The organism is Actinoplanes sp. NPDC051405, assembly GCF_055586185.1.
Genome location: NZ_JBVJIR010000015.1, coordinates 168,007 through 193,252 on the forward strand (window position 1 = coordinate 168,007; position 25,246 = coordinate 193,252).

23 protein-coding genes and 2 pseudogenes are annotated in these 25,246 nt (G+C 72.6%); 13 read left to right on the top strand and 12 right to left on the bottom strand.

Annotated elements, in window-relative coordinates; translation table 11 throughout:
• The first annotated feature begins 48 nt into the window (after positions 1-48).
• The 4 genes from ACZ6S4_RS29910 (at position 49) to ACZ6S4_RS29925 (ending at position 7,408) form a co-directional block, all read left to right on the top strand.
• Complete coding sequence (locus tag ACZ6S4_RS29910; protein WP_465478109.1) at positions 49-4,599, top strand: glycoside hydrolase family 2 TIM barrel-domain containing protein; 4,551 nt, start codon at positions 49-51, stop codon at positions 4,597-4,599.
• 25 nt (positions 4,600-4,624) lie between these two features.
• Positions 4,625-5,041: an NUDIX domain-containing protein gene (locus ACZ6S4_RS29915; RefSeq protein ID WP_465478110.1), complete on the top strand. Its 417-nt coding sequence runs from the start codon at positions 4,625-4,627 to the stop codon at positions 5,039-5,041.
• Between the two features lie 24 nt (positions 5,042-5,065).
• Positions 5,066-5,596, top strand: a complete 531-nt coding sequence (locus tag ACZ6S4_RS29920) for a DUF6596 domain-containing protein (RefSeq protein WP_465478203.1) — start codon at positions 5,066-5,068, stop codon at positions 5,594-5,596.
• 93 nt (positions 5,597-5,689) lie between these two features.
• Positions 5,690-7,408 (top strand): cellulase family glycosylhydrolase, encoded by a 1,719-nt coding sequence (locus ACZ6S4_RS29925; RefSeq protein ID WP_465478111.1) that lies wholly within the window; start codon positions 5,690-5,692, stop codon positions 7,406-7,408.
• On the opposite strand, the gene ACZ6S4_RS29930 is transcribed toward ACZ6S4_RS29925, so the two are convergent.
• Positions 7,397-7,840 (bottom strand): group II truncated hemoglobin, encoded by a 444-nt coding sequence (locus tag ACZ6S4_RS29930; protein ID WP_465478112.1) that lies wholly within the window; start codon positions 7,838-7,840, stop codon positions 7,397-7,399. The genes ACZ6S4_RS29925 and ACZ6S4_RS29930 overlap by 12 nt on opposite strands.
• Before the next feature lie 123 nt (positions 7,841-7,963).
• Positions 7,964-9,175 (bottom strand): WD40 repeat domain-containing protein, encoded by a 1,212-nt coding sequence (locus ACZ6S4_RS29935; protein ID WP_465478113.1) that lies wholly within the window; start codon positions 9,173-9,175, stop codon positions 7,964-7,966.
• Between the two features lie 75 nt (positions 9,176-9,250).
• Here ACZ6S4_RS29935 and ACZ6S4_RS29940 point away from each other — a divergent pair, with 75 nt between their 5' ends.
• The 4 genes and pseudogenes from ACZ6S4_RS29940 (at position 9,251) to fliQ (ending at position 11,565) form a co-directional block, all read left to right on the top strand.
• Positions 9,251-9,811: an RNA polymerase sigma factor gene (locus tag ACZ6S4_RS29940; protein ID WP_433717327.1), complete on the top strand. Its 561-nt coding sequence runs from the start codon at positions 9,251-9,253 to the stop codon at positions 9,809-9,811.
• A complete protein-coding gene (locus ACZ6S4_RS29945) occupies positions 9,804-10,565 on the top strand; it encodes a serine/threonine-protein kinase (RefSeq protein WP_465478114.1) in 762 nt (253 codons plus the stop codon). The genes ACZ6S4_RS29940 and ACZ6S4_RS29945 overlap by 8 nt, the downstream gene beginning before the upstream one ends.
• Positions 10,566-10,582: 17 nt before the next feature.
• Positions 10,583-11,092: pseudogene (locus ACZ6S4_RS29950) on the top strand (erythromycin esterase family protein); the annotation flags it as partial.
• Between the two features lie 203 nt (positions 11,093-11,295).
• On the top strand, positions 11,296-11,565 hold the full coding sequence (gene fliQ, locus ACZ6S4_RS29955) for a flagellar biosynthesis protein FliQ (protein WP_360542727.1): 270 nt from the start codon (positions 11,296-11,298) through the stop codon (positions 11,563-11,565).
• Between the two features lie 59 nt (positions 11,566-11,624).
• Here fliQ and ACZ6S4_RS29960 read toward each other — a convergent pair whose 3' ends face one another.
• The 6 genes from ACZ6S4_RS29960 to ACZ6S4_RS29985 form a co-directional block, all read right to left on the bottom strand.
• The gene (locus ACZ6S4_RS29960; protein ID WP_465478115.1) at positions 11,625-12,086 is read right to left on the bottom strand and encodes an SRPBCC family protein; all 462 of its coding nucleotides are present in this window, start codon (positions 12,084-12,086) and stop codon (positions 11,625-11,627) included.
• Positions 12,083-12,415, bottom strand: coding sequence for an ArsR/SmtB family transcription factor (locus ACZ6S4_RS29965; protein ID WP_465478204.1), 333 nt, complete (start codon positions 12,413-12,415; stop codon positions 12,083-12,085). Before ACZ6S4_RS29965 ends, ACZ6S4_RS29960 begins: the two co-directional genes overlap by 4 nt.
• A gap of 138 nt (positions 12,416-12,553) precedes the next feature.
• Complete coding sequence (locus tag ACZ6S4_RS29970) at positions 12,554-13,018, bottom strand: AAA family ATPase (RefSeq protein WP_465478116.1); 465 nt, start codon at positions 13,016-13,018, stop codon at positions 12,554-12,556.
• A complete protein-coding gene (locus ACZ6S4_RS29975; protein WP_465478117.1) occupies positions 13,015-13,794 on the bottom strand; it encodes a class I SAM-dependent methyltransferase in 780 nt (259 codons plus the stop codon). Before ACZ6S4_RS29975 ends, ACZ6S4_RS29970 begins: the two co-directional genes overlap by 4 nt.
• A 28-nt stretch (positions 13,795-13,822) precedes the next feature.
• Positions 13,823-14,881, bottom strand: coding sequence for a spore photoproduct lyase family protein (locus tag ACZ6S4_RS29980; RefSeq protein ID WP_465478118.1), 1,059 nt, complete (start codon positions 14,879-14,881; stop codon positions 13,823-13,825).
• Complete coding sequence (locus ACZ6S4_RS29985; RefSeq protein ID WP_465478119.1) at positions 14,878-16,296, bottom strand: DHA2 family efflux MFS transporter permease subunit; 1,419 nt, start codon at positions 16,294-16,296, stop codon at positions 14,878-14,880. The genes ACZ6S4_RS29980 and ACZ6S4_RS29985 overlap by 4 nt, the downstream gene beginning before the upstream one ends.
• 99 nt (positions 16,297-16,395) lie before the next feature.
• Here ACZ6S4_RS29985 and ACZ6S4_RS29990 point away from each other — a divergent pair, with 99 nt between their 5' ends.
• The 5 genes from ACZ6S4_RS29990 to ACZ6S4_RS30010 all read left to right on the top strand — a co-directional run bounded on the left by ACZ6S4_RS29990 (position 16,396) and on the right by ACZ6S4_RS30010 (position 22,216).
• Entirely contained in the window at positions 16,396-17,109 is a 714-nt protein-coding gene (locus ACZ6S4_RS29990) for a TetR/AcrR family transcriptional regulator C-terminal domain-containing protein (RefSeq protein ID WP_465478120.1), read from the top strand.
• A gap of 149 nt (positions 17,110-17,258) precedes the next feature.
• A complete protein-coding gene (locus ACZ6S4_RS29995) occupies positions 17,259-17,933 on the top strand; it encodes a hypothetical protein (protein ID WP_465478121.1) in 675 nt (224 codons plus the stop codon).
• 100 nt (positions 17,934-18,033) lie between these two features.
• Complete coding sequence (locus ACZ6S4_RS30000) at positions 18,034-18,867, top strand: DUF2382 domain-containing protein (protein WP_465478122.1); 834 nt, start codon at positions 18,034-18,036, stop codon at positions 18,865-18,867.
• 138 nt (positions 18,868-19,005) lie between these two features.
• On the top strand, positions 19,006-21,114 hold the full coding sequence (glgX, locus tag ACZ6S4_RS30005) for a glycogen debranching protein GlgX (RefSeq protein WP_465478123.1): 2,109 nt from the start codon (positions 19,006-19,008) through the stop codon (positions 21,112-21,114).
• A 31-nt stretch (positions 21,115-21,145) separates the two neighbouring features.
• Entirely contained in the window at positions 21,146-22,216 is a 1,071-nt protein-coding gene (locus ACZ6S4_RS30010) for a DUF4037 domain-containing protein (RefSeq protein ID WP_465478124.1), read from the top strand.
• A gap of 40 nt (positions 22,217-22,256) precedes the next feature.
• On the opposite strand, the gene ACZ6S4_RS30015 is transcribed toward ACZ6S4_RS30010, so the two are convergent.
• The 4 genes and pseudogenes from ACZ6S4_RS30015 to ACZ6S4_RS30030 form a co-directional block, all read right to left on the bottom strand.
• Positions 22,257-23,057 carry an isocitrate lyase/PEP mutase family protein gene (locus ACZ6S4_RS30015; RefSeq protein ID WP_465478125.1) on the bottom strand — a complete coding sequence of 267 codons (801 nt, stop codon included), beginning with the start codon at positions 23,055-23,057 and terminating at the stop codon, positions 22,257-22,259.
• Between the two features lie 179 nt (positions 23,058-23,236).
• A complete protein-coding gene (locus tag ACZ6S4_RS30020; protein ID WP_465478126.1) occupies positions 23,237-24,160 on the bottom strand; it encodes a helix-turn-helix domain-containing protein in 924 nt (307 codons plus the stop codon).
• Positions 24,161-24,648: 488 nt separating this feature from the next.
• Positions 24,649-24,939, bottom strand: a pseudogene (locus tag ACZ6S4_RS30025) (sensor histidine kinase); the annotation flags it as partial.
• Positions 24,936-25,238, bottom strand: a complete 303-nt coding sequence (locus ACZ6S4_RS30030) for a hypothetical protein (RefSeq protein WP_465478209.1) — start codon at positions 25,236-25,238, stop codon at positions 24,936-24,938. The pseudogene ACZ6S4_RS30025 and the gene ACZ6S4_RS30030, both read right to left, overlap by 4 nt.
• Between the last annotated feature and the right edge of the window lie 8 nt (positions 25,239-25,246).

Sequence of the window (25,246 nt, forward strand, 5' to 3'; positions counted from 1 at the left end):
AAAGGGTTCAATGGCTTGTCCTGCGTCCCGAGCCGTCAGGAGCGACCGATGCGCCGTGCCCCGTCGTGGATTCCGCGCGCCGCCCTCACCGTCGCTCTCGTGCTGCCCCTGGTGGCGCCGCCGGCGGCTGCCGCGGCGGCACCGGCCGGGGAGGGTCCGCAGACGGTGGCGGACGTCTACCGCTACCTGGAGGACCCGCAGCTCACCGGCGAGGGCCAGGAGGCGCCGCACACGGATCTCCGGCCGTACGCCAGTGCCCGCGCCGCCGCGGCCGACGTGACCAGGCACGACGCGCGTGACCCCAACGTCACCTCGCTGAACGGCCAGTGGCGGCTCAAGATCTTCGACCGGCCGGACGACGTGCCCGCGGCCTTCCACGGCGCCGGCTTCGACGCGTCCGGCTGGCCGTCGGTCTCGGTGCCGCACACCTGGCAGTCCGACTTCATCGACCACCCGATGTTCCGCAACATCCCGTCCGACATCGCCCCGGACGACCCGCCGAAGGTGCCGCGCGACGTGAACCCGACCGGGGCGTACCTGCGCACGGTCGACCTGCCCGCGGACTGGACCCGCGACAGCGACCGGGTCCTGCTCCGCTTCGAGGGCGTGACCAGCAACTACCTGGTCTGGGTGAACGGCGGGTACGTCGGTTACGACCAGGGCGGCTACACCCCGGCCGAGTTCGACATCACCGAGCGGCTGCGCCCGGGCCGCAACACCATCGCGGTCCAGGTGCACCGCTGGGGCAGCGGCGCGTACCTCGAGGACGTCGACCAGTGGCGTTACAGCGGCATCTTCCGCGACGTGCGGCTCTACCGCTTCGCCCGGACCCGGCTGCGCGACGCCACCATCACCACCGACCTGGACGCGGCGTACCGGGATGCGACGCTCAGCGCCCGGGTCGAGCTCGCCGGCGCGCCCGGCGACTTCACCGTGCGCGGCACCCTGCAGGACCGGCGCGGCCGGACCGTGACCACCATGAACGCCGCGGCGAGCAATGGCGCGGTGACGCTGACCGCGCCGATCAGCAACCCGGCGAAGTGGAGCGCGGCGGAGCCCAGCCTCTACACCCTGGTGCTGCAACTGCTCAGCCCGGACGGGCGGGCCCTGCACACCACGGCCCAGCCGGTCGGCTTCCGTGAGATCGAGGTCCGCGACCGGCAGATCCTGGTCAACGGCGCGCGCATCCTGATCAAGGGCGTGAACCGGGCGGAGACGGATCCGGACACCGGCCGGCACGTGACCCGGCAGGCCCAGCGCGACGACGTCTTCCTGATGAAGAAGCTGCACCTCAACGCCGTCCGCACCTCGCACTACCCGTCCGACCCCTACCTGTACGACCTGGCGAACGAGCACGGCCTGTGGGTCGACGACGAGGTGGACATCGAGACGCACAGCCACGAGACCTGCCCGTCGAACTGTCTGGCCGACCGTCCGGAGTGGCAGGCCGCGTTCGCCGACCGCTCCCAGGCGATGGTGGCCCGGGACAAGAACCACCCGAGTGTCGTCTTCTGGGACACCGGCAACGAGGCCGGGCTGGGCGCCGCGCACTACGCGATGGCCGCCTGGGCCGACGCCCACGAGCCGACCCGGCTGCTCTACCACCAGTCCAACAACCCGGACGGCGACGCCCCGTTCGCCGACGTGGACGGTCCCCGCTACCCGACCCCGGCCCGGCTGGAGAGCCGCACCCTGAGCAGCACCAAGCCGATCGTGATGGGCGAGTACGCCCACGCCATGGGCAACGGGCTGGGCAACTTCGACCAGTTCTGGGCGCTGGCCCGCAAGTACCCGGCGATGCAGGGCGGCTTCATCTGGGACTGGGCCGAGCAGAACCTGCGCCAGCCGCTGATCACCACCCCCGACGCGGCCCACGGCATCCAGACGTTCCTGGTCGGCAAGCCCGGCCCGGTCCCCGGCCGCCGCGGCCAGGCCGTGGCCCTGTCCAGCCTGGACGACTTCGTGGACGTCTTCCGCGACAAGCGGCTGGACCTGACCGGTCCGCTGACGCTGGACGCCTGGGTCAAGCCGGGCGAGTGGGCCGGCAGCTTCCCGATCCTGACCAAGGGCCAGGGGTACGCGCTGCAGATGCGCGACCGCGACACCCTGGAGTTCGGCGTGGACGCGGGCGGCTGGGCGACGGCCGCGGCGGACGTACCGGCCGGCTGGTACGGCGCCTGGCACCGCGTCACCGGCGTCTACGACGGCACCGCTCTGCGGCTGTACATCGACGGTGCCGAGGAGGCGACGACTGCCCGTACGGGTGCGGTGGACCCGGGCCTGTTCGAGGTCAACCTGGGCCGCAACGCCGACACCCAGCAGGACAACGACCTGTGGAGCATCCGGCTCGGCCGCGGCCTGATCGACGACGCCCGCGTTTACCCGTCCGCTCTCACCCCGGCCCAGCTCGCCGCGGGCGCGGACCCGGTCGCCGGTGCGGTGCTGGCCCTGAACTTCGACCGCTTCCAGCGCCGGGGTGACTTCCTGAGCCTGGGCATCAGCCTGTCCGGCACCGACGGCCTGGTCGGCTCGGACCGCTACGTGCAGCCGGAGACCGCCGAGATGGCCTGGGCCCAGGCCCCGGTCCGGATCACCCGCACCGGCAGCACGGTCCGGCTGCACAACGAGCAGCAGGCCGGCGACTTCGACCTGACCGTGCGCTGGCAGGTCAAGGAACAGAGCGACGTGCTGCGCTCCGGCAGCCGGCGCATCCGGCTCGCCCCGGGACAGACCGCCGAGCTGGATCCCGGGCCGCTGCCGGCCGATCCCGCCGACCGGGAACGCTTCCTCACCGTGACCGCGGCCAGCAACCGGGACACCGCCTGGGCCCGCCGCGGCTGGATCGTCGGGTACGACCAGTTCGCCGTCGGCGGCCGCGCGGTGCCGGGCATCCTCCCGCTCCCCGTGCCCGGCGCCCCCGCCGTGGCCACCAGCGGCGACACCGTCACCGTGTCCGGCCGGGACTTCGCCTACCGCTTCGACGACGGCTCGCTCAGCTCGATGCGCGCGGCCGGCCGGGAACTGCTGCGCGGCGGGCCCCAGCTGGACGTGTACCGGCCGCCGACCAGCAACGAGACCTACGACTGGGGCACCGACGACCGGCGGATCTGGCACGAGACCGGCCTGGACCGGCTGCGGACCACGGTCACCGGGGTGCGGACCCGGACCGAGGCCGACGCTGTGGTGGTCGAGGTGCGCAGTGTCGCGGCCGGCCCCGGCACCGAGGCGTTGCTGTCGTTCGACCAGACGCTGACGTACCGGATCGACCGGCGGGGCACTGTCACGCTGCGCCAGGACGTCGCCGCCAAGGGCTCGCGGGTGGGCGCGCTGCCGTACCTGCCGCGGGTCGGCATCTCGCTGCGGGTGCCCGACTCGATGCAGCGCTTCGCCTACTACGGGCGCGGCCCGCAGGAGTCCTACAACGACCGGCGCAGCGGGGCCCCGATGGGCGTCTACCGCAGCACGGTCGAGAAGGAGTACGTGCGGTACTCGCGGCCACAGGCGTACGGCAACCACACCGACACCCGCTGGGCCAGCCTGCACGACAAGCGCGGCGGGCTGCTGGTCGGCGGCACCTCCGACGTCAGCGTGACCGCCTACGACGACCTGGACCGCGCCGAGTACGACCATCAGCTGCCGCTGGTACGCAACAAGGACTGGGTCACGCTGCACGCGGAGGCCGGCGAGACCGGGATGGGGGAGACGCCCAACTCGGTACTGGCGCCGTACCGGCTCTCGCCCACCCAGCCGTACTCGCACGAGCTGGTGCTGCGCCCGCTCACCCGCGCCGAGGTCGCCGCGGACGGCGTCCCGGACGCCGACGTGCCGGCGCCGTGCCCGCCGGAGCTGACGGTCACCACGGACGGCCGGATCGAGCCCGGCGCGGCCGAACCGGTGCAGGTCCAGGTCGCGGCGCGCTGCGCGGCGGGTCTGCGGGACGCGACGGTACGGCTGAGCGCGCCCGAGGGCTGGACCGTGCAACCGGCCTCGGTGGACCTGGGCGCCGTCGACGAACGCGAGACGGCCACGTTCACCGTCACCGCCCCGGCGGACACCGACATCGGCACGTACCGGCTCACCGCGACCGCCGAGTCCACCACCCCGGACGGCTTCGCCTCGACCACCACGGCGACCGCGACCACTGAGGCGCCGCTGCCCGCGGGTTACGTCTGGCTCAGCGACCGCCCGTTCACCGCCCCGGTGAACGGCTGGGGCCCGGCCGAGAAGGACCGCAGCAACGGCGAACAGGGCGCTACCGACGGCAACCCGCTGACCATCGCCGACACCGTCTACCCCAAGGGCGTAGGCGTGCACGCGGCGTCCACTGTCCAGGTCGAGCTCGGTGGCGACTGCACCCGGTTGCGCGCCGACGTGGGCGTCGACGACGAGACGGGCAGTGCGGGTTCGGTGACGTTCGAGGTCTGGGGCGACGGCACCCGGCTGGCCCGGACGGGCGTGCTCACCGGCGCGGCCCCCGCCCAGCGCCTGGACGTCGACGTGACCGGGGTGCGGAGCCTGGAGCTGCGGGTCACCGACGGCGGCAACGGCAACGGCAACGACCACGCCGACTGGGCCGCCGCCCGGCTCGCCTGCGGCTGAGCCGGATCCGGCAGAATGCACGGCCATGTCCCGTGAACCACGCGTCTCCTGCGTCTTCATCTGCCACGACGGTGCCGGCCGGATCCTGCTCGCCCGGCGTTCCGCCGGCGCCCGCGACGAACCCGGGACCTGGGACACGGGGGCGGGCGCGCTGGAGTTCGGCGAGACCTTCGAGGCGGCGGTGACCCGCGAGGTCAAGGAGGAGTACGCGACCGAGCCGCAGGAGATCAGCCTGCTCGGCGTCCGCAACGTGGTCCGCACGGAACCGCTGTCGCACTGGGTCGCGGTGGTCTTCGCGGTCCGCGTCGACCCGGCCACCGTGGCGATCGGCGAACCGCACAAGTTCGACGAACTGGGCTGGTTCGACCCCACCGCCCTGCCGGCCCCGCTGCACTCCCAGCTCGAGCCGACCCTCGAACTGTTCCGCGAGGCCCAGCTGTAACGGACCGGGAAATTCGTCGGCCTGCTGGCGCTGCTGCTGCTCACCGAGTCGCGGTTCCGGTCCCGGACGACCGCCGACGGCAGCCTCGTGATGCTGCGGGACCAGGACCGGTCCCGCTGGGACCGCGCCCTGATCGCCGAGGGCCACGCGCTGGTCCGCGACTGCCTGCGCCGGGACCGGCCCGGGCCGTTCCGGCTCCAGGCCGCGATCAACGCCGTGCACACCGATGCCCCCGCGTTCGCCTCGACCGATTGGGCCCGGATCCTGGCTCTCTACGACCAGCTGCTGGCGCTCGCCCCGGCCCCGGTGGTGGCGTTGAACCGGGCCATCGCCGTCGCCGAGGTCCACGGCGCGCAGGTTGCCCTCGACCTCGTGGAAGCGCTGGCGCTCGGGGACTACTACGCATTTCAGGCCACCCGGGCCGACCTGCTGCGCCGCCTCGGGCGGGCCGGCCACGCCGCTGCCGCCTACGATGCCGCGTCCGCCCTGGCCCCGAGCCCAGCCCGGCGGGCTCACCTGAGTGGACAGGCGGCAGCGCTCCGGAAGGTTTTGTGACCGCGAAACACTGGATTTGGTTTCGTCGATGTTCCATGCTGTGCGTGGGAGCGCTCCCACCATCCTCGTCGTCCCCCTCGGAGGAACCCGCGCATGTTCTCGACCCGATCCAAACGGCGTCTCGCCGCAGCCGCGGCGGCGGTCCTCGCCGCCCCGCTGCTGTGGTTCGCCAGCACCGGCACCTCCTCGGCCGCGGCAGCCGCCCCGGCCGAGGACTGGTTGCACGTCAGCGGCAACCAGATCGTCGACGAAGCCGGCAACCCGGTCTGGCTCACCGGGACCAACTGGTTCGGCTTCAACGCCGGTGAGCGCGTCTTCCACGGGCTCTGGTCGGCCAACCTCACCGAGGTCACCAGGTCCATGGCCGACCGCGGCATCAACATCGTCCGGGTGCCGATCTCGACCCAGCTGCTGCTGGAGTGGAAGGCCGGGCAGGCCGCCGTGGCCTCCGGCGTCAACACGTACGCCAATCCGGAGCTGACCGGCAAGACCACCCTGCAGGTCTTCGACGCGTTCCTGGCGCTCTGCCGCCAGTACGGCATGAAGGTCCTGCTCGACGTGCACAGCGCCGAGGCCGACAACTCCGGCCACAACCACCCGGTGTGGTGGAAGGGCACCATCACCACGGAGAACTTCTACCAGGCGTGGGAGTGGGTGACCGCGCGCTACAAGAGCGACGACACGCTGGTCGCGATGGACATCAAGAACGAGCCGCACGGCGCGCAGAACGAGACTGTCCGCGCCAAGTGGGACAGCTCCACCGACGCCGACAACTGGAAGTACGTGGCCGAGACCGCGGCCAAGCGGATCCTGGCGATCAACCCCAAGGTGCTGGTGCTGGTCGAGGGCATCCAGGTGTACCCGAAGGCCGGCTCGACCTGGTCCTCGCCGAACACCAACCCGGACCTCAGCTCCAACTTCCACAACACCTGGTGGGGCGGCAACCTGCGCGGCGTCGCCGAGCACCCGATCAACCTGGGCGCCAACCAGGACCAACTGGTCTACTCGCCGCACGACTACGGGCCGCTGGTGTTCGACCAGCCGTGGTTCCAGAAGGCGTTCGACAAGGCCTCGCTGACCACCGACGTGTGGACGCCGAACTGGCTCTACGTGCACGACTCGGGCACCGCGCCGCTGCTGGTCGGCGAGTGGGGTGGCCGGCTGGGCCAGGACCCGCGGCAGGACAAGTGGATGACCGCCCTGCGGGACCTGATCGTGGAGAAGCGCCTGCACCAGACGTTCTGGGTGCTCAACCCCAACTCCGGCGACACCGGCGGGCTGCTGCTCGACGACTGGAAGACCTGGGACGAGCAGAAGTACGCCCTGCTCAAGCCGGCCCTGTGGCAGTACGGCGGCAAGTTCGTCAGCCTGGACCACCAGGTCCCGCTGGGCGGCGCGGGCAGCACCACCGGCATCAGCCTGGCCGCCCGGTACGGCGGCGGCACCGACCCCACCGGCTCGGCCTCCCCGTCGGCGTCGGTCTCGCCCACGGTGTCCACCCCGCCGGTGCCGTCCGGCGCCTGTACGGCCACCTACAGCCAGACGGGTGCCTGGTCCGGCGGCTTCCAGGGTGAGGTCACGATCAAGAACACCGGTACGGCGGCCACCCGCGCCTGGACGGCCACCTGGACCAACCCGGCGGGTACGGCGGTGTCCTCGCTGTGGAACGGCACGCTGACCACGTCCGGCTCGACCGCGACGGTCCGCAACGCCGCCCACAACGGCGCCCTGGCCCCCGGAGCGAGCGCCACGTTCGGCTTCGTCGGCACGGGACCGGCACCGGCCCCGGCGGTCACCTGCTCAGCGTCGTAACCCGTCGAAGTCCCAGCGCGGCGTGGCCAGCGCCGCCGGGACCCGGGCGCCGGCGGGGGAGTACGTCATGACCTCGTCGGTGGCCCAGCGGATGTAGCCGCTCAGGGCGGCGCGCAGTTCCGGATCCGCCGGAAGGTGCGCGCCGTCCAGGGCGGCCACGAAGCACGCCACGAACCGGTCGCCGAGCTCCGTCTCGGCACCCTGGTTGGCGTGGATGCCGAGCATGCCGGAGTGCCCGCCGTAGGACTGCGAGTAGACGGGCGGGCCGCCGAACACCTCACCCCAGTAGTCCGCGAGGCGCTGCACGTGCTCGGGATTGCCCTGGTGCGAGAAGGGGTGTTCCAGCTGCGGGTCGGCCAGGCAGCGGGCGTGGAAGTCGGTGGCCAGCGCGAGCATCGCCGGGGCGCCCCCGGCAGCCTCGTAGAGGGACATACGGTCACCCTCGCAGAAACCCGCAGCCTTGTCGCCCGTCCCGCGGTCACCGACCGGTGCCCGCCCCCGCTCCGAGGCCCCTTCGCAGGGCCCGGACACCGGCGGGTGACCGCGGGACCGCGCCTACCGGACGTGCCGCAGCTCGGTCAGCCCGCTGACCGGCGCCCGCCCCCGCACCCCGCCGGTGGCCGCGTCCAGCCACAGCACCTCGTCGGCACCGCCCACATAGATCCGGGACGCGTCCTTGCTGACCCCGAGCCCGCGGACCGGTGCCGGCACGGTCCAGCCCGCTCGCACCGTGCCGCCCGGCTTCAGCACGGTCACCGTGGTCCCGGCGCCGACCAGCAGCCGTTGCTCGTCGGGGGCGAAGGCCAGGCTCGCCGCGCCCGCCACGGCCGGCACCGCGGCGGTGCCCTCGATCGCCAGCGCGGTGGTGTCGGCGTACAGCACCACGCCGGCCATGGCGTGGGCGATCGCCAGGCGCTGCCCGTCCGCGCTCACCGCCAGTGCGTGCCCCTCGGCCGGACCCTGGCCGAACGGGTCCGGCAGGTCCAGGCAGTACGCCCAGCCCTGGGCCAGGTGCAGCACGTGCACGAACGCGTGGACGCCGCCGGAGCGCCCGGCCAGCAGGTCACGGGTGTGCAGGTGGCCGGGCTGGTGGGTGTAGAGCGTGTACAGGAGCTGCCGGTCCGGGGAGAGCACCGCCTGCCGGCCGTCGCCGCGCATCTCTTCCTCGGCGCCGGCCGGCACCGATGACTTGTCCCGGGTCAGCAGCGGCTCCAGCGAGCCCGTGGCGAGGTCGAGCCGGCGTACCCGGTAGTGGTCCGGTGCGGTGGCCGGCAGCCACTCCAGCACGAACAGGCCGGTGGCGTCCTGGGTGAACGCGTCCGGTTCGACCACGCCGCTGAGGTCGTACTCGCGTTGTCCCGTACCGGAAAGCACCATGATCGTCGTCCGGGCCCGGGCCGCCGGGCGGGCCGCCGCGGCCGCGCGGGTCAGCGCGCAGTTCGCGCCGTCGGCGGTGATCACCCGGGGGAGCCAGCCCGGGGCCAGCGGCAGCGGGAGGCCCAGCTCGCCGGTCGCCGGGTCCAGCCGGATCAGGGTCGGCCGGCCGGCGTCGTCACGGCCGAGCGCGCCCGCGATCGCGCCGTCGGCGCTGGTCACCGCCTCCCGGCCGAGGCGGCGCGGATGCGGCCCGCCGAGCACCACCAGGCCTTTGCGGGTCCCGGCGACCACCACATCCGGTACGGACACAGCGCGCCGCGGCTCGTCGCGGCAACCGGACAGCAGGGCGGCGCCGCCCGCGATGATGAGAAGATCCCGCCGGGTCGTCATGTCCTGTCGACACCGCGAGGTGCTCCTCGGGTTCCCGGGAACCTTTCCCCGGCGTGCGGTGTCGAGGAGGTGATGGTGACCGAACTGGACGATGCGGCAGCCGTGGCGCGTGCCCGCACCGGCGACGTGGACGCGTACGAGGTCCTCGTCGTCCGTTACACCACGCCCGCGCACCGGGCCGCCGTCCTGCTCGGTGCGGGGGCCGACGCCGACGACGTGGTGCAGGAGGCGTTCGTGAAGGCGTACCGGCAGCTCGCTCACTACCAGGGCCGGTCCGGGTTCCGGCCGTGGCTGCTGGCCATCGTCGCCAACGAGACCCGCAACCTGCACCGGTCCCGCCGCCGGCGGGACGGCCTGGTGCTGCGCGCCGCCGCCCGCGAGCATCCGGAGGCGGCCGAGCCGGATCCGGCCGAGTCGGTCCTCGAGGGTGAGCGCCGGCGTCACCTGGTCGAGCAGATCCGCCTGCTCGACGCGCGGGACCAGGAGGTGCTGGTCTGCCGGTTCCTGCTGGACCTGTCGGAGGCGGAGACGGCGCAGACCCTGGGCCTGCCCAAGGGCACGGTGAAGTCGCGGACGTCGCGGGCGCTGACCAAACTGCGCGGCCGCCTCGTGGGGCAGGGGGTGCCCGGTGCCTGACGACCTCGACGACCTCGCCCGGGAACTGCGGACGCTCGCGACCCATCTCGACGTACCGGATGCCGCCGATCAGCGGGCCGCCGTGCGGGCCCGGCTAGCGCAGCCCGCGCCCCGCCGCCGTCGGTTTCCGTCCGTCACGCTGCGGCCGCAGCCGGGCCGCCGGTGGATCGTGGCCGTCGTGGCCGCGCTGATCGCGCTGGTCGCCGGGATCGCCCCGGCCCGCGCGGCGGTCGTCGACGCGGTCGGCGGGCTGCTGCGGATCGCGGGGATCGAGGTACGCCAGGAGCCCGCCCCCCGTGGCCTGCCCGCCGACCCGAGCCCGCTGCCGTCGGTGCGCACCGGGAGCCTCGACACCGCCCGGCGCGTGGCGCTGTTCCCGGTGCGGGTACCGGACCAGCTCGGCGCGCCCGAGCGGGTGGAACTGGGCGACCCGGATCCGTCCGGCGCGCCCCGGGTGGTCACGCTGATCTACCGCGGCGGCGCGGTCCGGCTCGACGAGTTCGACGGCCGGGTCAGCCCGTTCTTCTTCAAGTCCGCTCCCGAGGCCCGGTGGACCGGCGTGGCGGGCGCGGACGCGATCTGGCTGCCGCAGCCGCATCCGGTGACCTACGTCGGGCGGGACGGCGTCGAGCGCGTCGAGACCGCCCGGCTGGCCGGTCCCACGCTGATCTGGACCAGCGGGGAGCTCACCTACCGCCTGGAGGGCTTCGCCGGCCTGGAGGAGGCGCGCACGGTCGCGGAGTCGCTGCGCTGAGGCCAGGAGTCAGACGTATGAACGGCATCCGGGCCGGTAGGCGGCGGCTCACGGCGCGGTACGGCGACGAAGTGGCATCCCTGGCGACCCCGCTGCGGGACCCCGGTGACCTCGACGAGCTGGTCGAACGGGCCGGCCCGGCCGGGTCGTGCTGCTGGGCGAGGCCAGCCACGGCAGCCACGAGTTCCACACCTGGCGGGCGGCGCTCACCCGCCGGCTGATCGAGGAGAAGGATTTCCCGTTCGTGGCGGTCGAAGGGGACTGGTCCGACTGCGCCCGGGTGGACCGCAGCGTTCGCCGAGGACCCGCAGTCGTACGCGTGGGCCACCCGGTTCGTGTCGGCGACCTGCGAGAACGAGGTCGTGGACCTGCTCGTGCGGCTGCGCGAGCGGGCGGCGGCCGCGGCGGGTGAGTTCGCCGCGTGGCAGAACGCCGAGGTGGTCGTGGGTGCGGAGCACTACTACCGGGCGATGGTGCACGGCGGCCCGCGCTCGTGGAACGTCCGCGACCGGCACATGGACGAGACACGGCGAGAACACGCTGGGCGAGACCCAGGCGGTCCGCCCGCTGCGCCCGGCGACCGTTGCCACGCACGAACCGGCGACCTTCCCTTCCGGCGTTTGACCTATCTTCCTAGGACGCGTTAGGCGGTGTGAGCGCGAACCGAACGGCAACCGTCGCGCGCCCGTTCTGCGCTCCCTGGCTTCGGCGGAAGCCCGAAGGGGATGGCATGACGGACACGCAGATCGTTGAGCTGGGGCTGCAGGCCATGACCATCGCCGCGAAGATGTGCGCGCCGGTGCTGTTGACCGCGCTGCTGATCGGTTTCGCGATCTCGTTGTTCCAGTCGGTGACCCAGATCCAGGAGGCGACGCTGTCGTTCGTCCCGAAGGCGGTGGGCGTGGGCGCGGCGATCCTGTTCTCGGGCAACTGGATGTTGCACGAGATGGTCACTTTCACGACGCAGCTGTTCGAGAAGATCCCGACGCTGATCGGCTGATCTCCTCGACCATCGAAAAAGGGCCGCCCATCGGGCGGCCCTTTTTCGTGTACCCAGGATCAACCGACCTTCAGCAGGTACGCGTCCAGCGCCGCGTAGCTCTGGTTCGCCCCGGCCTCCATGCCCGACTGCAGCATGCCGTCGCGGTCCTCCTGCGAGTCGAAGGTGCTCGACGCGGTCACCGTGGTCTTGCCGTCCTCCTCGGTGAAGACGAACTTCTCCACCAGCACGTGGCCGGCCATCGGCTCGTACTCGAAGGTCCAGGTGTAGGAGTCCGGCGCCGAGATCTCCCGGAACTCGCCGCGGAAGGCGTGCTCCTTGCCGTCGGACGTCTCCACGAAGCGCCACTTGCCGCCGACCCGGAAGTCGATCGACACGTCGAGCGGGTTGCCGCGGCCCCACCAGTGGCGCAGGTGCTCGGCCTCGGTGTGCGCGGCGAAGACGAGCGCCTTCGGGGCGTCGAACGTGCGGCTCATGACCAGTTCGGTCGGGGTGGGGGTGCTGACGGTGATGGTGCTCATGACTGCTCCTTCTGCAGGTCGTCCAGGTATCCGCCGAGCGTGTCGTAGCGCTCTTCCCAGAGGCGCCGGTACTGCTCGACCCAGCCCGCGATGTCGCGCAGCGGGGCGGGTTCGATCCGGCAGCGCCGCCATTGGGCCTCGCGGGTCCGGGCGATCAGGCCGGCGCGCTCGAGCACGTTCAGGTGCTTCGAGATCGCCTGCAGGCTGATCGGGAAGGGCTCCGCGAGTTCGTTGACCGTCGCCTCGCCGCGGGCCAGCCGGGCGAGGATCGCCCTGCGGGTCGGGTCGGCGAGGGCGGCGAAGACGCCGCTGATCGGGTCGGCCGTCATCATGCTCAACCACCTGGCTTATCAACTAGTCGGTTTATCAACCGATAGGTTGAGAGTACCGCTGGGCGCGGCGATGTCAAGAAGTGAAGGCGACGATTTCGCGGAGGCCGGGGGAGTAGCCGTCGGTGGTGTCCACCGTCAGCGTCGGCACCGGCAGGCTGATCGGCTCCCAGGTCGCCTCGCCGGCGTCCATCCGGCGCAGCAGGCCGGCGTCGTCGTGGGCCGCCCGGTTCGCCGTGGTCCGGAGGCGGTCGGTGATCCGGGTGCGCGCGGTCGCGGCGTGACTGAGCAGCGTATGACCCGGATCCGGGCCAGGCCGGTCAGCGGCGCCAGCCCGGGCTGCCACAACCGGTCCTGGAACGCCGCCTCGGCCACCGTCGTCACGCCGGCCCGCACCAGCAGGGCCAGGACATCGAAGAACGTCGCCAGGGTGTGCAGCATGCCGGGATCGGGTGTCCCGGCCCGCACCACACCCTCGCGGATCTCGTCGCGGCAGATCGCCGGGCAGCCGAGCTCGCGGGCCAGCGCGTGGGCCAGGGTGGTCTTGCCGCTGCCGGGTGGCCCGCTGACCACGACCAGGGCGGGACCGGCCGGCTCACTCAACGATCGGCCACCACGACGCGGATGGTGGTGGTGAGGTGGATGATGCCGTCGTCGGTGCGGGCGCCGGCCAGCTCGCCCTCGGCCGCGGAGGTCGCCGCCGGCAGGCGCTCGGCCGGGACCGCGGCGAGGACGGCCCGGCCGCCGTGCGACGCGACCCAGGTCAGCCACTGCTCGATCCCGGCGAAGCGGCTCACCTGGGTGAACTCGGTGATCCGGATCCGGGACCAGCCGCTCAGCGCCGCGCGCAGCGACTCCTCGGAGCCGAACATGCCCGGGGCCGGCTCGCGCCGTTGCGGCGTCCCGGTGTGCGCGGCCAGCGCTTTCATGGCGCGCTCGTAGCGCGGGTCGAACTCGGCGAACGAACTGAACGCCAGCCGGCCACCGGGACGCAGCAGCTCCCGGTAGGCCGCCACCGCCGCTGGCGGATCCGGCAGGAAGAACAGCACCAGCCCGGCCGTGACGACGTCGAAGGTGCCGGGCCCGAACGCCGGCTGCTGCGCGTCGCCGACCTGCACCGTCACGCCCGGCAGGTGCGCGGTCGCGGCCGCGGTCAGCTCGACCATCGACGGCGCCAGGTCGATGCCGACGACCCGGCCCGCCGGCCCCGCCGCGGCGGCGGCGCTCAGCAGCACCGCACCGCGTCCACAGCCGACGTCGAGGACGTGCTCACCGGGCCGGATCGCGGCGCGGCGCACCAGTTCGGCGCCCATCGGCGTGAAGAAGTCGACGCCCACGCTGTCGTAGCTCGCGGCCGCCTCGTCGAAGGTCCCGATCATGGCGGGCAGGTCAGAAGGCCCGGTCCGTTCAGAAGGCATAACGGATCCGACAATACGGGGTCCGGGCGGCGATCAGGTCGGTGAGGGCGGCGACGTAGCGTCCCTTGTCGCCGGTGCGGTAGCGCACGTTCAGGGCGCCGTTCTCGGAGCGCTTCACCTGCTGCAGCTCCGGGCGCCAGAGCAGCTCCTCGGCCTTCGGGTGCCAGCCCAGGTTGACCTCGTGCAGGTCCTTGTTGTGGGTCAGGAAGATGACCTCGGCGGCGAGCTGGGCCTTGGCCGCCGGGCCGATGCCCCCGTCGAGCTCGTCGAGCAGGCCCGCCCAGTCCTCGAGCCAGCCGTCGCGCACCACGACCGGGCTGAAGTTGACGTGCACCTCGTAGCCGGCCGCGACGAAGTCGTCGATCGCGGCGATCCGCTCGGCGACCGGGCTGGTGCGGATGTCGAGCAGCTTGGCGTCGCGCGCGGGCATCAGCGAGAAGCGGATCCGGGTGCGACCCTGCGGATCCCACTCCAGCAGGTCCCGGTTGACGTGCTTGGTGGCGAAGCTGGCCTTGGCCGTGGGCAGCCAGCGGAACAGCTCGACCAGGTCCCGCACGTTGTCACTGATCCGGGCGTCGAGCGAGCAGTCCGAGTTCTCGCCGATGTCGTAGACCCAGGCGTGCGGGTCGCATTCGTTCGGCGCCGGCTTCACGCCCTGACGGCTCACGTGGCGCTGCACGTACCCCTGGATCTTGTCGATGTTGGCGAAGACGGTGATGGGGTTGCTGTATCCCTTGCGGCGCGGCACGTAGCAGTAGGCGCACGCCATCGCGCAGCCGTTGGCCGTGGACGGGGCGATGAAGTCCGCCGAGCGGCCGTTGGGGCGGGCGGCCAGCGACTTCTTGACGCCCAGCACCAGGGCCTCGCGCTTGATCCGGACCCAGCGGTCGACGTTGGTCTCGTCGCCGTACAGCTCGGGGATGCGGTGGTGGCTCTCCACCTCGACGCGTTCGGCCTCCGGGAAGCGCGCCAGGATCTCCTTGCCGCGAGGCAGGGCGGCGGCCTCGGGCTCGACGTAGATACGGCGGATGTCCAGCAGAGCACTCATAAGACGGGCACCGGGCTTTCGACGGGGGCGGCGGTGGCCCGGGCGCGGCGGCCGGTGGTCGCCAGGCCCAGGGCGAGGACGGCCAGGCCGCAGCCGAACAGGATCCACCACCCGGTGCGGCTCGCCTCGGCGAATTGCCGCGCCGCCCGGCCGCTGAGGCCGGAGACCACCGCGGCGCCGACGACGGCCACGCCGAGCGCGGCGCCGACCTGACGGCTGGTCGAGGCGATCGCCGCGGCGACACCCGCCTGGGCGCGGGGCATGCCGGAGACGGCCGTGTTGGTGATCGGCGCGTTCACCATGCCGAAGCCGAAACCGAACATCGCGTACGCGCTGAACAGCAGCCAGACCGGGGTGTCGGCGGTGAGCCGGGTGAGCGGCAGCATCGCCAGCGCGATCGCCGAGCCGGCCAGGATCAGCGGCAGCCGGGGACCGCGGGCGCCGACCATGCGGCCCGACAGCGGCGCGATCACCGCGGTCAGTGCCGCCATCGGCAACGTGTACAGGCCCGCGTGCAGCGCCGACAGGCTGCGCACCTCCTGCAGATACAGCGAGTTGAGGAACAGGAAGCCGCCGAGCGCGCCGAAGGCGCAGACCGCGATGACGGTCGCGCCGGAGAACGGCACGCTGCGGAAGAACCGCGGATCCAGCAGCGGCTCGGTGCGGCGCGACTCGTACGCCAGCAGCGAGATCAGCGCCACGACCCCCAGCACGAAGCACCCCACGATCAGCGGCGAGCCCCAGCCGGCGTTCGGGCCCTCGATGATGCCGAAGGTGACCGAGGCCAGGACGAGCAGCACGAGCACCTGACCCACCGGGTCGATGCGGCGCGGGTGCTCGGCCCGCGACTCGGGGACGTACAGCGCGGCCAGCACGATCGCGGCCACCCCGACCGGCACGTTGATCCAGAAGATCGACCGCCAGCCCAGCCCGGCCACCAGCAGACCGCCCAGCACCGGCCCCAGCGCCATGCTCAGCCCGACCACCCCGCCCCAGACGCCGATGGCCCGGGCGCGCTCGCGGGGCTCGGTGAACGTGTTCGTGATGATCGACATGGCGACCGGGTTCAGCATCGAGCCGCCGACCGCCTGCACCATCCGGAACACGATCAGCCAGCCCAGCCCCGGCGCCACGCTGCACAGCAGCGACCCGGCGGTGAACAGCGCCAGCCCGGTCTGGAACGTGCGCCGCCGGCCCACCCGGTCGGCGGTCGAGCCGGACAGGATCAGCAGGCTCGCCAGCACCAGCGTGTACGCGTCCAGCACCCACTGCAGCGAGGAGACGGACGCGTCCAGATCGGCCCGCAGCGAGGGCAGCGCCATGTTCACGATCGTGACGTCCAGGCCGACGATGAACAGGCTCAGGCAGCAGATCGCGAGCACCAGCTGGCGGCGGCGGTGACTGAGCTCGGGCATCGGGTCCTTTCTACCCCTTCGTGCGGCGCTACCCGCGGAACCCGGCGGGGCGACGTGACACACTTCATCCGGCTGTGCGGCGTACGGGTCGGAGGGTCCATGCGGAACAGCGAGACGGGGCTCGATCAGCAACGCATCGTGCAGGCCGCGGTGCGTTTCATCGACGAGCGCGGCCTGCGCGAGCTGACCATGCGGCGCCTCGGGGCTTACCTCGGCGTCGAGGGCATGGCGCTGTACCGCCACCTGCCCGGCCGGGAAGCCTTGCTGGACGCGGTGGTCGAGTCCGTCGTGGACGAGCTGTACGGAGATCCCGACCTGGGCCTGGCGGCGCCGGCCGGCTGGGTCGACTACCTGCAGCGGCTGGCCCACGGACTGCGGCAGATCGCGCTGGCCCACCCCGAGGTGTTCCCGCTCGTGGCCACCCGGCCGGCGGCGGCCCCCTGGGTCCGGCCCCCGCTGCGCAGCCTGCGCGGGATCGAGTCGCTGCTGCGGGTCATGACGGCCGCCGGCTTCTCCGACGAGGACGCCGCCGCGGTGTACCGGGCGTTCAGCAGTTTCCTGCTCGGCCACCTGCTGCTGGAGGTCTCCGCCCTCGGCGTCGAGACCGGCCCGGTGGAGGAGCCGGAGGTGGCCCCGGTGCACGACCTGAGCGCGTACCCGACGCTGCGGCGCCTGGAGCCGCACCTGTCGCAGGATCACTCGGCCGCGGACTTCGAGGAGGCGCTGGAGACCCTGCTCGACCGCATCGCGCTGATGCTGCCGGCCCGCCGGCGCGGCCGGGGGCGGGCGGTACCCCGAAATGGCGATCAATAACGCCCTGAGCCCTTCCTGAAAGAATTAGAGATCGCCTGTTTATGCGGTAAACAGCCGGGCACTTTTGCCAGCGTAAGGATGTCGGACCGCGGCGCTGAGCAGCGGCTTCGATGATCGTCCCCCGCAGGCACCTCCCCCCGGAGCCAGTCATGAACAGTCCCCGAAATGCGCGCGACGACGGTGCGACGCGGTATTCCCGCGACGACTCCACCGAGCACGCCGACCCGGCCGGTGACTCCGGAGCGACGGCGGTCACCAATGAGCGGCATGCCGTGCTCCAGCGGGAGAAGGAGCGCTACGGCGGCATCAAGTGGGGGTCGGCGTTCTTCGGCTGGCTTACCGCCACCGGCACCGCGATCCTGCTCACCGCTCTGCTGGCCGCGGCCGGCACGGCAGTCGGAGTCGCGAACGACACGGACGCCGGGCAGGCGGCCGACCAGGCGGCGGACAACGCCGGCACGGTCAGCATCGTCGGCGGCATCGCGCTGCTGGTGGTGCTGCTGATCGCGTACTACTGCGGCGGTTACGTCGCGGGCCGGATGGCCCGGCTCAGCGGGGCCAAGCAGGGGATCGGCGTCTGGATCTGGTCCATCGTCATCGCGGTGGTCGTGGCCGTCGTCGGCGCACTGGCCGGCGCCAAGTTCGACATCCTGGCCAAGCTGGGCGGCTTCCCGCGCCTGCCGATCAACGAGGGCGACGTCACCACCGGCGGCATCATCGCCATCGTGGTGGCCGTCGTGGCGGCCCTCGTCGGCGCGATCCTCGGCGGTCTCGCCGGCATGCGCTACCACCGCAAGGTCGACAAGGCGGGCCTCGGGCTCTGACCGCCCGCCGCACCTGACATCACCCACCGCAACACCGCACCACCGCACACCGGGGCCGGCCGGACGATCGGTCGTGCCCACCCACCGGAAAGGAAACCGCATGCTCACCCAGAACGACACCCAGAAGCTCATCGGATCCGACGTCTACGAGGCCGACGGCACCAAGATCGGGTCGGCGGCCGACGTCTACCTCGACGCGCAGACCGGCAACCCGGAGTGGGTCTCGGTGAAGACCGGCCTGTTCGGCACCAAGCAGAGCTTCGTGCCGCTGGAGCGGGCCAGCCTCGAGGGCGACCGCATCATCGTCGGGTTCAGCAAGGACCAGGTGAAGGACGCCCCGCGGATCGACCCCGACGGCCGGCTCAGCCCGGCCGAGGAGGACGAGCTCTACCGCTACTACGGCCTCTCGTCGACGGGCGGCAACCTCGACCGGGACGGCGACGGCTACACCGACACGACCACCACGACGCGCACGACGGGCACCACGACGAACACCACCGGCACCGCGTACGACAGCAGCGACGACCGTGGTGACACGTCCGGCCGCAACACCGACGACGCCATGACCCGCTCCGAGGAGCGCCTGGTCGCGGACACCCGCACCGAGGAGGCGGGCCGGGCCCGGCTGCGCAAGTACGTGGTGACCGAGCAGGAGCAGGTCACCGTGCCGGTCAGCCGCGAGGAGGTACGCCTGGAGCGCGAGCCGATCACCGACGCCAACCGTGGCGCGGCCCTCGACGGCCCGGCCATCTCCGAGGAGGAGCACGAGGTCACGCTGCACGCCGAGCGCCCGGTGGTCGACACCGAGGCCGTGCCGGTGGAGCGCGTGCGCCTGGGCAAGGAGACTGTCACCGAGGAGGAGCGCGTCTCCGGTGAGGTCCGCAAGGAGCAGATCGAGTTCGACGACGAGACCAGCGGCCGCAACCGCCGCTGACCTCTACCATCCGACGCCCCCCGGATCCTGGTATCCGGGGGGTGTCGCGGTGTGTCCTGCCCCGCATCGCATTCAGGGTTCGAGGCACGGCAGAGTGGGAAGCCTTGCGCGGAGCGTCCGCAGGTGTTGAGGAGAGACATGAAGATCTGGCCCGGCTCGCCGTACCCGCTGGGGGCCACCTACGACGGCGGGGGGACCAACTTCGCGCTCTTCTCCGAGATCGCCGACCGGGTCGAGCTGTGCCTGTTCGACGACGACGGCACCGAGACCCGCATCGACCTGCCGGAGCGCGAGGCTCTGGTGTGGCACGGCTACCTGCCGCGGGTCGTGCCCGGTCAGCGGTACGGCTACCGCGTGCACGGCCCGTACGACCCGGCCACCGGGCTGCGCTGCAACCCGTCGAAGTTGCTGCTCGACCCGTACGCGAAGGCGATCGACGGGCACCACGAGTGGAACAACGCGCTGTTCTCCTACAACTTCGGCAACCCGGGTGAGGTCAACTACGAGGACTCGGCGCCGTACGCGATGCGCTCGGTGGTGATCAACCCGTTCTTCGACTGGGCCAACGACCGGCCGCTGAAGATCCCGTTCCACCAGACGGTGATCTACGAGGCGCACGTCAAGGGCATGACCCAGGGCCACCCCGGGATCCCCGAGGACGTCCGCGGCACGTACTCGGGCCTGGCCCACCCGACGATGATCAAGCATTTCAAGGAGCTCGGGGTCACCGCCGTCGAGCTGATGCCGGTGCACCAGTTCGTGCACGACAGCACCCTGGTCGACCGCGGCCTGCGCAACTACTGGGGTTACAACACCATCGGCTTCTTCGCCCCGCACAACGACTACGCCTCGTTCGGCGGGCACGGCGGGCAGGTGCAGGAGTTCAAGTCGATGGTCAAGGCCCTGCACGCGGCCGGCATCGAGGTCATCCTGGACGTGGTCTACAACCACACCGCCGAGGGCAACCACCTCGGGCCGACGCTGTCATTCCGCGGTATCGACAACCCGGCGTACTACCGGCTCGTCGACGACGACAAGCAGTACTACTACGACACCACCGGCACCGGTAACAGCCTGAACGTGCGCCACCACGAGTCGCTGCGGCTCATCATGGACTCGCTGCGCTACTGGGTGACCGACATGCACGTCGACGGCTTCCGCTTCGACCTGGCCTCCGCCCTGGCCCGCGAGTTCCACGAGGTGAACCGGCTGGCCGCGTTCTTCGACCTGGTCAATCAGGACCCGATCGTCAGCCAGGTCAAGCTGATCGCCGAGCCGTGGGACGTGGGCGACGGCGGCTACCAGGTCGGTGGCTTCCCGCCGCTGTGGACCGAGTGGAACGGCAAATACCGCGACACCGTCCGCGACTTCTGGCGCGGCGAGCCGGGCAGCCTGGGCGAGTTCGCCTCCCGCTTCACCGGCTCCTCCGACCTGTACGAGATCGACGGCCGCCGCCCGATCGCGTCCATCAACTTCGTCACCGCGCACGACGGCTTCACCCTCAACGACCTGGTGTCGTACAACGAGAAGCACAACGAGGCCAACGGCGAGGACAACCGCGACGGCGAGAGCCACAACCGGTCGTGGAACTGCGGCGTCGAGGGCCCCACCGAGGACGCCGACGTGGTCAAGCTGCGCGAACGGCAGAAGCGCAACTTCCTCACCACGCTGGTGCTGTCGCAGGGCGTGCCGATGATCGCCCACGGCGACGAACTGGGCCGCACCCAGCACGGCAACAACAACGTGTACGCCCAGGACAGCGAGCTCAGCTGGGTCGACTGGGAAGACGCCCGGATGCACGACGTGCAGACCCGCTTCACCGCATCGCTGACCAAGCTGCGCGCGGACCACCCGATCTTCCGCCGCCGCCGCTTCTTCACCGGCGAACCGGCCGGGGACTCCAAGGTGCCGGACATCGCCTGGCTGCGCCGCGACGGCGAACCGATGACGGAGCCGGACTGGAACACCCGCTCCGGCATGACGATGACCGTGTTCCTCAACGGCCACGGCATCCCGGAACGCGGCGCGCTGGGCGAGGAGATCATCGACGACTCGTTCCTGGTGCTGTTCAACCCGCTCGCCGAGGGCGTGACGTTCACGCTGCCGCCGCGCTCGTTCGGCCGTACCTGGGAGACCGTGGTCGACACGGCCGACCCGCTGCTGGCCGCCAGGCGCCGCACGACGAAGGCGGGCGGCCAGCGCGACGTCGAAGGCCACACCATGGTCGTGCTGCGCTGCCGCTACTGAAACCGGTTGCGCGGTACGGCACGCTGACTCCGTGTCCGGGATCGCGCTGAGCCACCGTTTCTACGAGCACGCCGTCCGCCCGCTGCTGGGCGGACGGCGGCACGCCGCGGCCCTGCTCGGCGAGGGCTCGGAGGTCCTCGGCCTCGACGACACGGTCTCCACCGACCACGACTTCGGCCCCCGCGTGCAGATCTTCCTGCCGGACGGCGAGCAGCCGCCGTCGTTCGCCGCACTGCCGGCGACCTTCGAGGGCCACCCGACGGTCTTCGCGGCCGCGGACCGCAACGGCGGCGTGCCGGGCCACCAGGTTGAGGCGACGACCGCCGGCGGCTTCTTCGCGCGGCGGCTGGGCGTCGACCCGGCCGGCGGCCTGGGTGTGCAGGACTGGCTGCTGACGCCCACGCAGACCCTCGCGACGCTGACCGCCGGGGCGGTGTTCCACGACCCGGACGGCGAACTGACCCGCCGCCGCCAGGCGTTGCGCTGGTATCCGACCGACGTGTGGCGCTACGCCCTGGCGGCCGGGTGGCTGCGGGTCGCCCAGGAGGAGGCCTTCGTGGGCCGGGCCGGGGGCGTCGGTGACGACCTCGGCTCACGTCTGGTCGCGGCCCGGCTGGTCCGGGAGCTGGTGCGGCTGGCGTTTCTGATCGAGCGCTGCTGGGCGCCGTACCCGAAGTGGCTCGGCAGTTGTTTCGCCCGCCTGGACCTGGCGGCGACGGCCGGCCCGGCGCTGGCGGCCGCGACCGCGGCGGCGGACTGGCGGGAGCGGGAGGCTGCGCTGGTGACGGCCGCGAGTGCGCTGGCCACGGCGACCAACGACCTCGGGCTGGCTGCACCGGTCGACCCGGCGCCGCGGAGGTACTACACGCGTGACATCCGGGTGGTGGCTGCCGATCGGCTGACGGTGGCTTTGACGGCGGCCATCAGGGAGCCGGAGGTCCGGGCGCTGGTCGACCGGCTGGGCGGGCGCCGGGGCGGTCCGATCGGGACGCTGCCGGGCACGATCGACCAGGTGACGGACTCCACCGAGATCCTTGGCGATCCTGCGCGCTGCCGGCGAGCGGGCCCGCTGCTCGGTCTGCCCGGTCCCCCGGACGAGTGACTGTGGGCCCCGTGCGGCTCGTTCGACGGCGTCCGTGCCGCTAGGAGCGGGCCCCGAAGGCCTGTTCGATCTCGTCGCCGGTCAGGCCGCGGGACCGGAACGTCGTGGTGCCGCTCTCCAGCAGCTCCCGGGCCGCGTCGCGCAGGCCGCCGTATGCCGCCCAGGCCAGCGCGCCGCCGGTCGAGACCCGCCGGACACCCAGCCCGGCCAGCTCGGCCACCGTCGGCGTGCCCGGCAGGGCCAGCACGTTGACCGGCGCCGCCACCGACTCCACCAGCCGGGCGATGTCCGCCGGGTTCCGCAGGCCGGGCGCGTACACCACGTCGGCGCCCGCGGCCCGGTAGGCGTCCAGCCGGGCGATCGTGTCGTCCAGGTCCTCATGGCCGTACAAGTAGTTCTCGGCCCGGGCCGTCAGCACGATGCCGTGCCGGGCGCAGGCCTCCGCAGCCGCCGCGACGCGCTCGGCGCCCGCCTCCGGCGTCTCCACCCGGTCCGCCGCCGGGTCGTAGTCCTCGATCGAGATGCCGGCCGCGCCCGCGTCGGCCAGCAGGTCCACCGTCTCGGCGATGCCCGCCGGGGTGTCCGCGAAGCAGCGTTCGGCGTCGACGTTGAGCGGGATCCGCACCGCGGCGGTGACCGCCGCGACGTGCGCCACCAGTTCGTCGCGGGTGACCTGCTGGTCGAGCTTGCCCAGGCTCGCCGCGAGGCCGGACGACGTGGTGGCCAGCGCCGGGAAGCCCAGGCTCTCCAGCAGCCGGGCCGAGCCCGCGTCCCACGGGTTCGGCAGCAGGAAGGTGCCGGACTCGTGCAGGGCCCGGAAACGATCGCGTAGGCCGGTCATGGTGATCAGCGTAGAGACCGCCTCCCGGCTCCGCCGGACCGGGAGGCGGCCGGGTCCCGGAGCGGCCCGAACGCAGTCCGCAGCCGCCGCCCCCGTCGCGCCGCCGGCTGCGGCTGGCCTCCATCGTCGGTTCCGGGTGGGGCCGGGGGACAGGCAAGCACCCGGCAGGGAGGCGGCAATCAGCGGCGGCCGCGGTCGGCGGCGGTGTAGAAGCGGTCCCGGTCGGCGCCGTCGAGGCCGAGGGCGACGGACAGCAGCCGCAAGGTCTCCGGCCGGGACTGCCCGGCCCGGCCGGACTCGAGGTAGCGGATGGTGCGCACGCTGAGCCCCGTACGGGCGGCCAGGTCCTCCTGTGACATCCCGCCGCGCAGCCGGTGGCGCCGCAGCTCGCCGCCGAGCCCGGGCGGCGCCGGAGCGTCCTCGCCCGGTGCGGTCGCGGCGAGCTTGCGGCGCAGCTCGGCGGCCTGCGGATGGCCGAGGTCGGCGAGGATCTCGTACGCCTGCCGCCACCGTTCGGCAGCGGTGTCCCCGTCCAGCAGGCTCTCGTGGACGTCGCCCAGGTGCCCGAGGATCTGCGCCTCCAGGGCCGGGTTGCCAAGGCGGCGGGCGAGCCGCAGACCGTCCTGGAGATGGCGGACAGCCTCGTCGACGTGGTCGAGCTGGTGCTGCAGCCGGCCGAGACTGTCCTGGGTCACGGCTTCGTTCGGGTGGTCCCCGGCTCGTTGCTGCAGCGCGAGCGCCTCGACGTAGTACGGCAGCGCCTCATGCAGCTCACCCCGCTGGGTCAGGTACCAGCCCGCGGCGAGGCTCGCCTTGCCCGCCCACATCGGTGCGTCCACCTGACGGAACAGCGCCAGCGACTGCCTGACCTGCACCAACGCGTCGTCCTGCTCGCCCTGCAACCAGCACAGGTACGACAGGATGAACAGGCACTCACCCTCGCCGGCCCGGTCACCGGCGGCCCGTACCTGCTCGAGGGCCTGGCGCATGTGCTCCCGCGCCGCCTCGAACCGCTGCCGGCGGCCGTCCGCCACGGCCAGGAACGAGTACGCGTACGCCAGCGCCGGACCGTCGCTGAGTGCCTCGGCCGCCTGCAGGGCCACCGCCCAGGCCGCGCCCTCCTCGTCCCAGCGTCGGTGCGGCGGACGAGCTCACCCGCGTACGCCCGCAGCAGGTCGTGCATCGCGTACCGGCCGCCGTCCCGCTCGGCCAGCAGCCCGGCGCCGGTCAGCTCCCGCAGCGCCCGGCGCGCGTCGAGATCGGGCCGGCCGGCCAGCGCGGCGACCCCGGCGACCGCGATGTCCGGCCCGGTGACCAGCCCCAGCAGCCGGAACACCCGGGCCGCCGGCGCGCTCAGGGCGTCGTACGACCAGGAGAACACGGCGCGGATCCCGTCGCGTCCGCCGTCTTCGAGGGCCTCCAGCCGGCCGACCGGCCGGCGGAGCTCGGCCGCCAATGTGCCGAGCGGGACGCCGGTCAGCCGGGCCCGGGCCGCCGCGAGCGCCAGGGCCAGCGGGAGACGTCCGCACGCGCCGCCCAGCAACTGCGCGCGTTCCCGCATGCCCACGATGCCGCGGTGCCCCGACCCGTCGACCCGCCCGACCGCCCGCGCCGGGCCGTCGTCGCGGATCTCCACCCGCAGCCCGTCCGGCCGGCACCGCACGGTCACCTCGGCCCGGGTCGCCTGGCTGTGCCGCCGGGTGTTGGTCAGTGACTCCTGCACGATCCGGTACGCCGACAGATCCACCGCCGCGGGCAGCTCGCGCAGCTCGGTGCGCAGCTCGACCCGCAGGCCCGTGGCTCCGAGCGCGGCCGCGAGCGCCTCCAGCTGCGCCAGCCCGGGCTGCGGGCCGCCGCCGTCGGCAGAGTCGTCGGCGCTCATGGTGTGCAGCCGGACCCGCAGCTCGGCCAGGGTGGAACGGGCCGCCGTGGCGATCGTCCCCAGCGCCTTGCGGGCCTGCTCGGGCCGGCGGCCACGGCGACAGCCATCGCCGCCTCGGACCGCCACCTCATGAACGCCACGGTGGCCCCCTGCACCAGCGCGCGGGCGACGGCGAGGGCCCGGCCCGCGGTCGTGGCCGGGCTGCCCGGAGTGACCAGCACGAGGATCACCAGGACCACGGACAGTCCCGCCGCGACGGAGACGCCCGCGATCCGTTCCTGGTCGCGGGGAAGGCGCACGCAGCGAT

Coding starts and splice junctions, on each gene's coding strand:
- ACZ6S4_RS29910 (WP_465478109.1), top strand. CDS start 49: ATGCGCCGTGCCCCGTCGTGGATTCCGCGCGCCGCCCTCACCGTCGCT.
- ACZ6S4_RS29915 (WP_465478110.1), top strand. CDS start 4,625: ATGTCCCGTGAACCACGCGTCTCCTGCGTCTTCATCTGCCACGACGGT.
- ACZ6S4_RS29925 (WP_465478111.1), top strand. CDS start 5,690: ATGTTCTCGACCCGATCCAAACGGCGTCTCGCCGCAGCCGCGGCGGCG.
- ACZ6S4_RS29930 (WP_465478112.1), bottom strand. CDS start 7,840: ATGTCCCTCTACGAGGCTGCCGGGGGCGCCCCGGCGATGCTCGCGCTG.
- ACZ6S4_RS29935 (WP_465478113.1), bottom strand. CDS start 9,175: ATGACGACCCGGCGGGATCTTCTCATCATCGCGGGCGGCGCCGCCCTG.
- fliQ (WP_360542727.1), top strand. CDS start 11,296: ATGACGGACACGCAGATCGTTGAGCTGGGGCTGCAGGCCATGACCATC.
- ACZ6S4_RS29960 (WP_465478115.1), bottom strand. CDS start 12,086: ATGAGCACCATCACCGTCAGCACCCCCACCCCGACCGAACTGGTCATG.
- ACZ6S4_RS29965 (WP_465478204.1), bottom strand. CDS start 12,415: ATGACGGCCGACCCGATCAGCGGCGTCTTCGCCGCCCTCGCCGACCCG.
- ACZ6S4_RS29975 (WP_465478117.1), bottom strand. CDS start 13,794: ATGATCGGGACCTTCGACGAGGCGGCCGCGAGCTACGACAGCGTGGGC.
- ACZ6S4_RS29980 (WP_465478118.1), bottom strand. CDS start 14,881: ATGAGTGCTCTGCTGGACATCCGCCGTATCTACGTCGAGCCCGAGGCC.
- ACZ6S4_RS29985 (WP_465478119.1), bottom strand. CDS start 16,296: ATGCCCGAGCTCAGTCACCGCCGCCGCCAGCTGGTGCTCGCGATCTGC.
- ACZ6S4_RS29990 (WP_465478120.1), top strand. CDS start 16,396: ATGCGGAACAGCGAGACGGGGCTCGATCAGCAACGCATCGTGCAGGCC.
- ACZ6S4_RS29995 (WP_465478121.1), top strand. CDS start 17,259: ATGAACAGTCCCCGAAATGCGCGCGACGACGGTGCGACGCGGTATTCC.
- ACZ6S4_RS30000 (WP_465478122.1), top strand. CDS start 18,034: ATGCTCACCCAGAACGACACCCAGAAGCTCATCGGATCCGACGTCTAC.
- glgX (WP_465478123.1), top strand. CDS start 19,006: ATGAAGATCTGGCCCGGCTCGCCGTACCCGCTGGGGGCCACCTACGAC.
- ACZ6S4_RS30015 (WP_465478125.1), bottom strand. CDS start 23,057: ATGACCGGCCTACGCGATCGTTTCCGGGCCCTGCACGAGTCCGGCACC.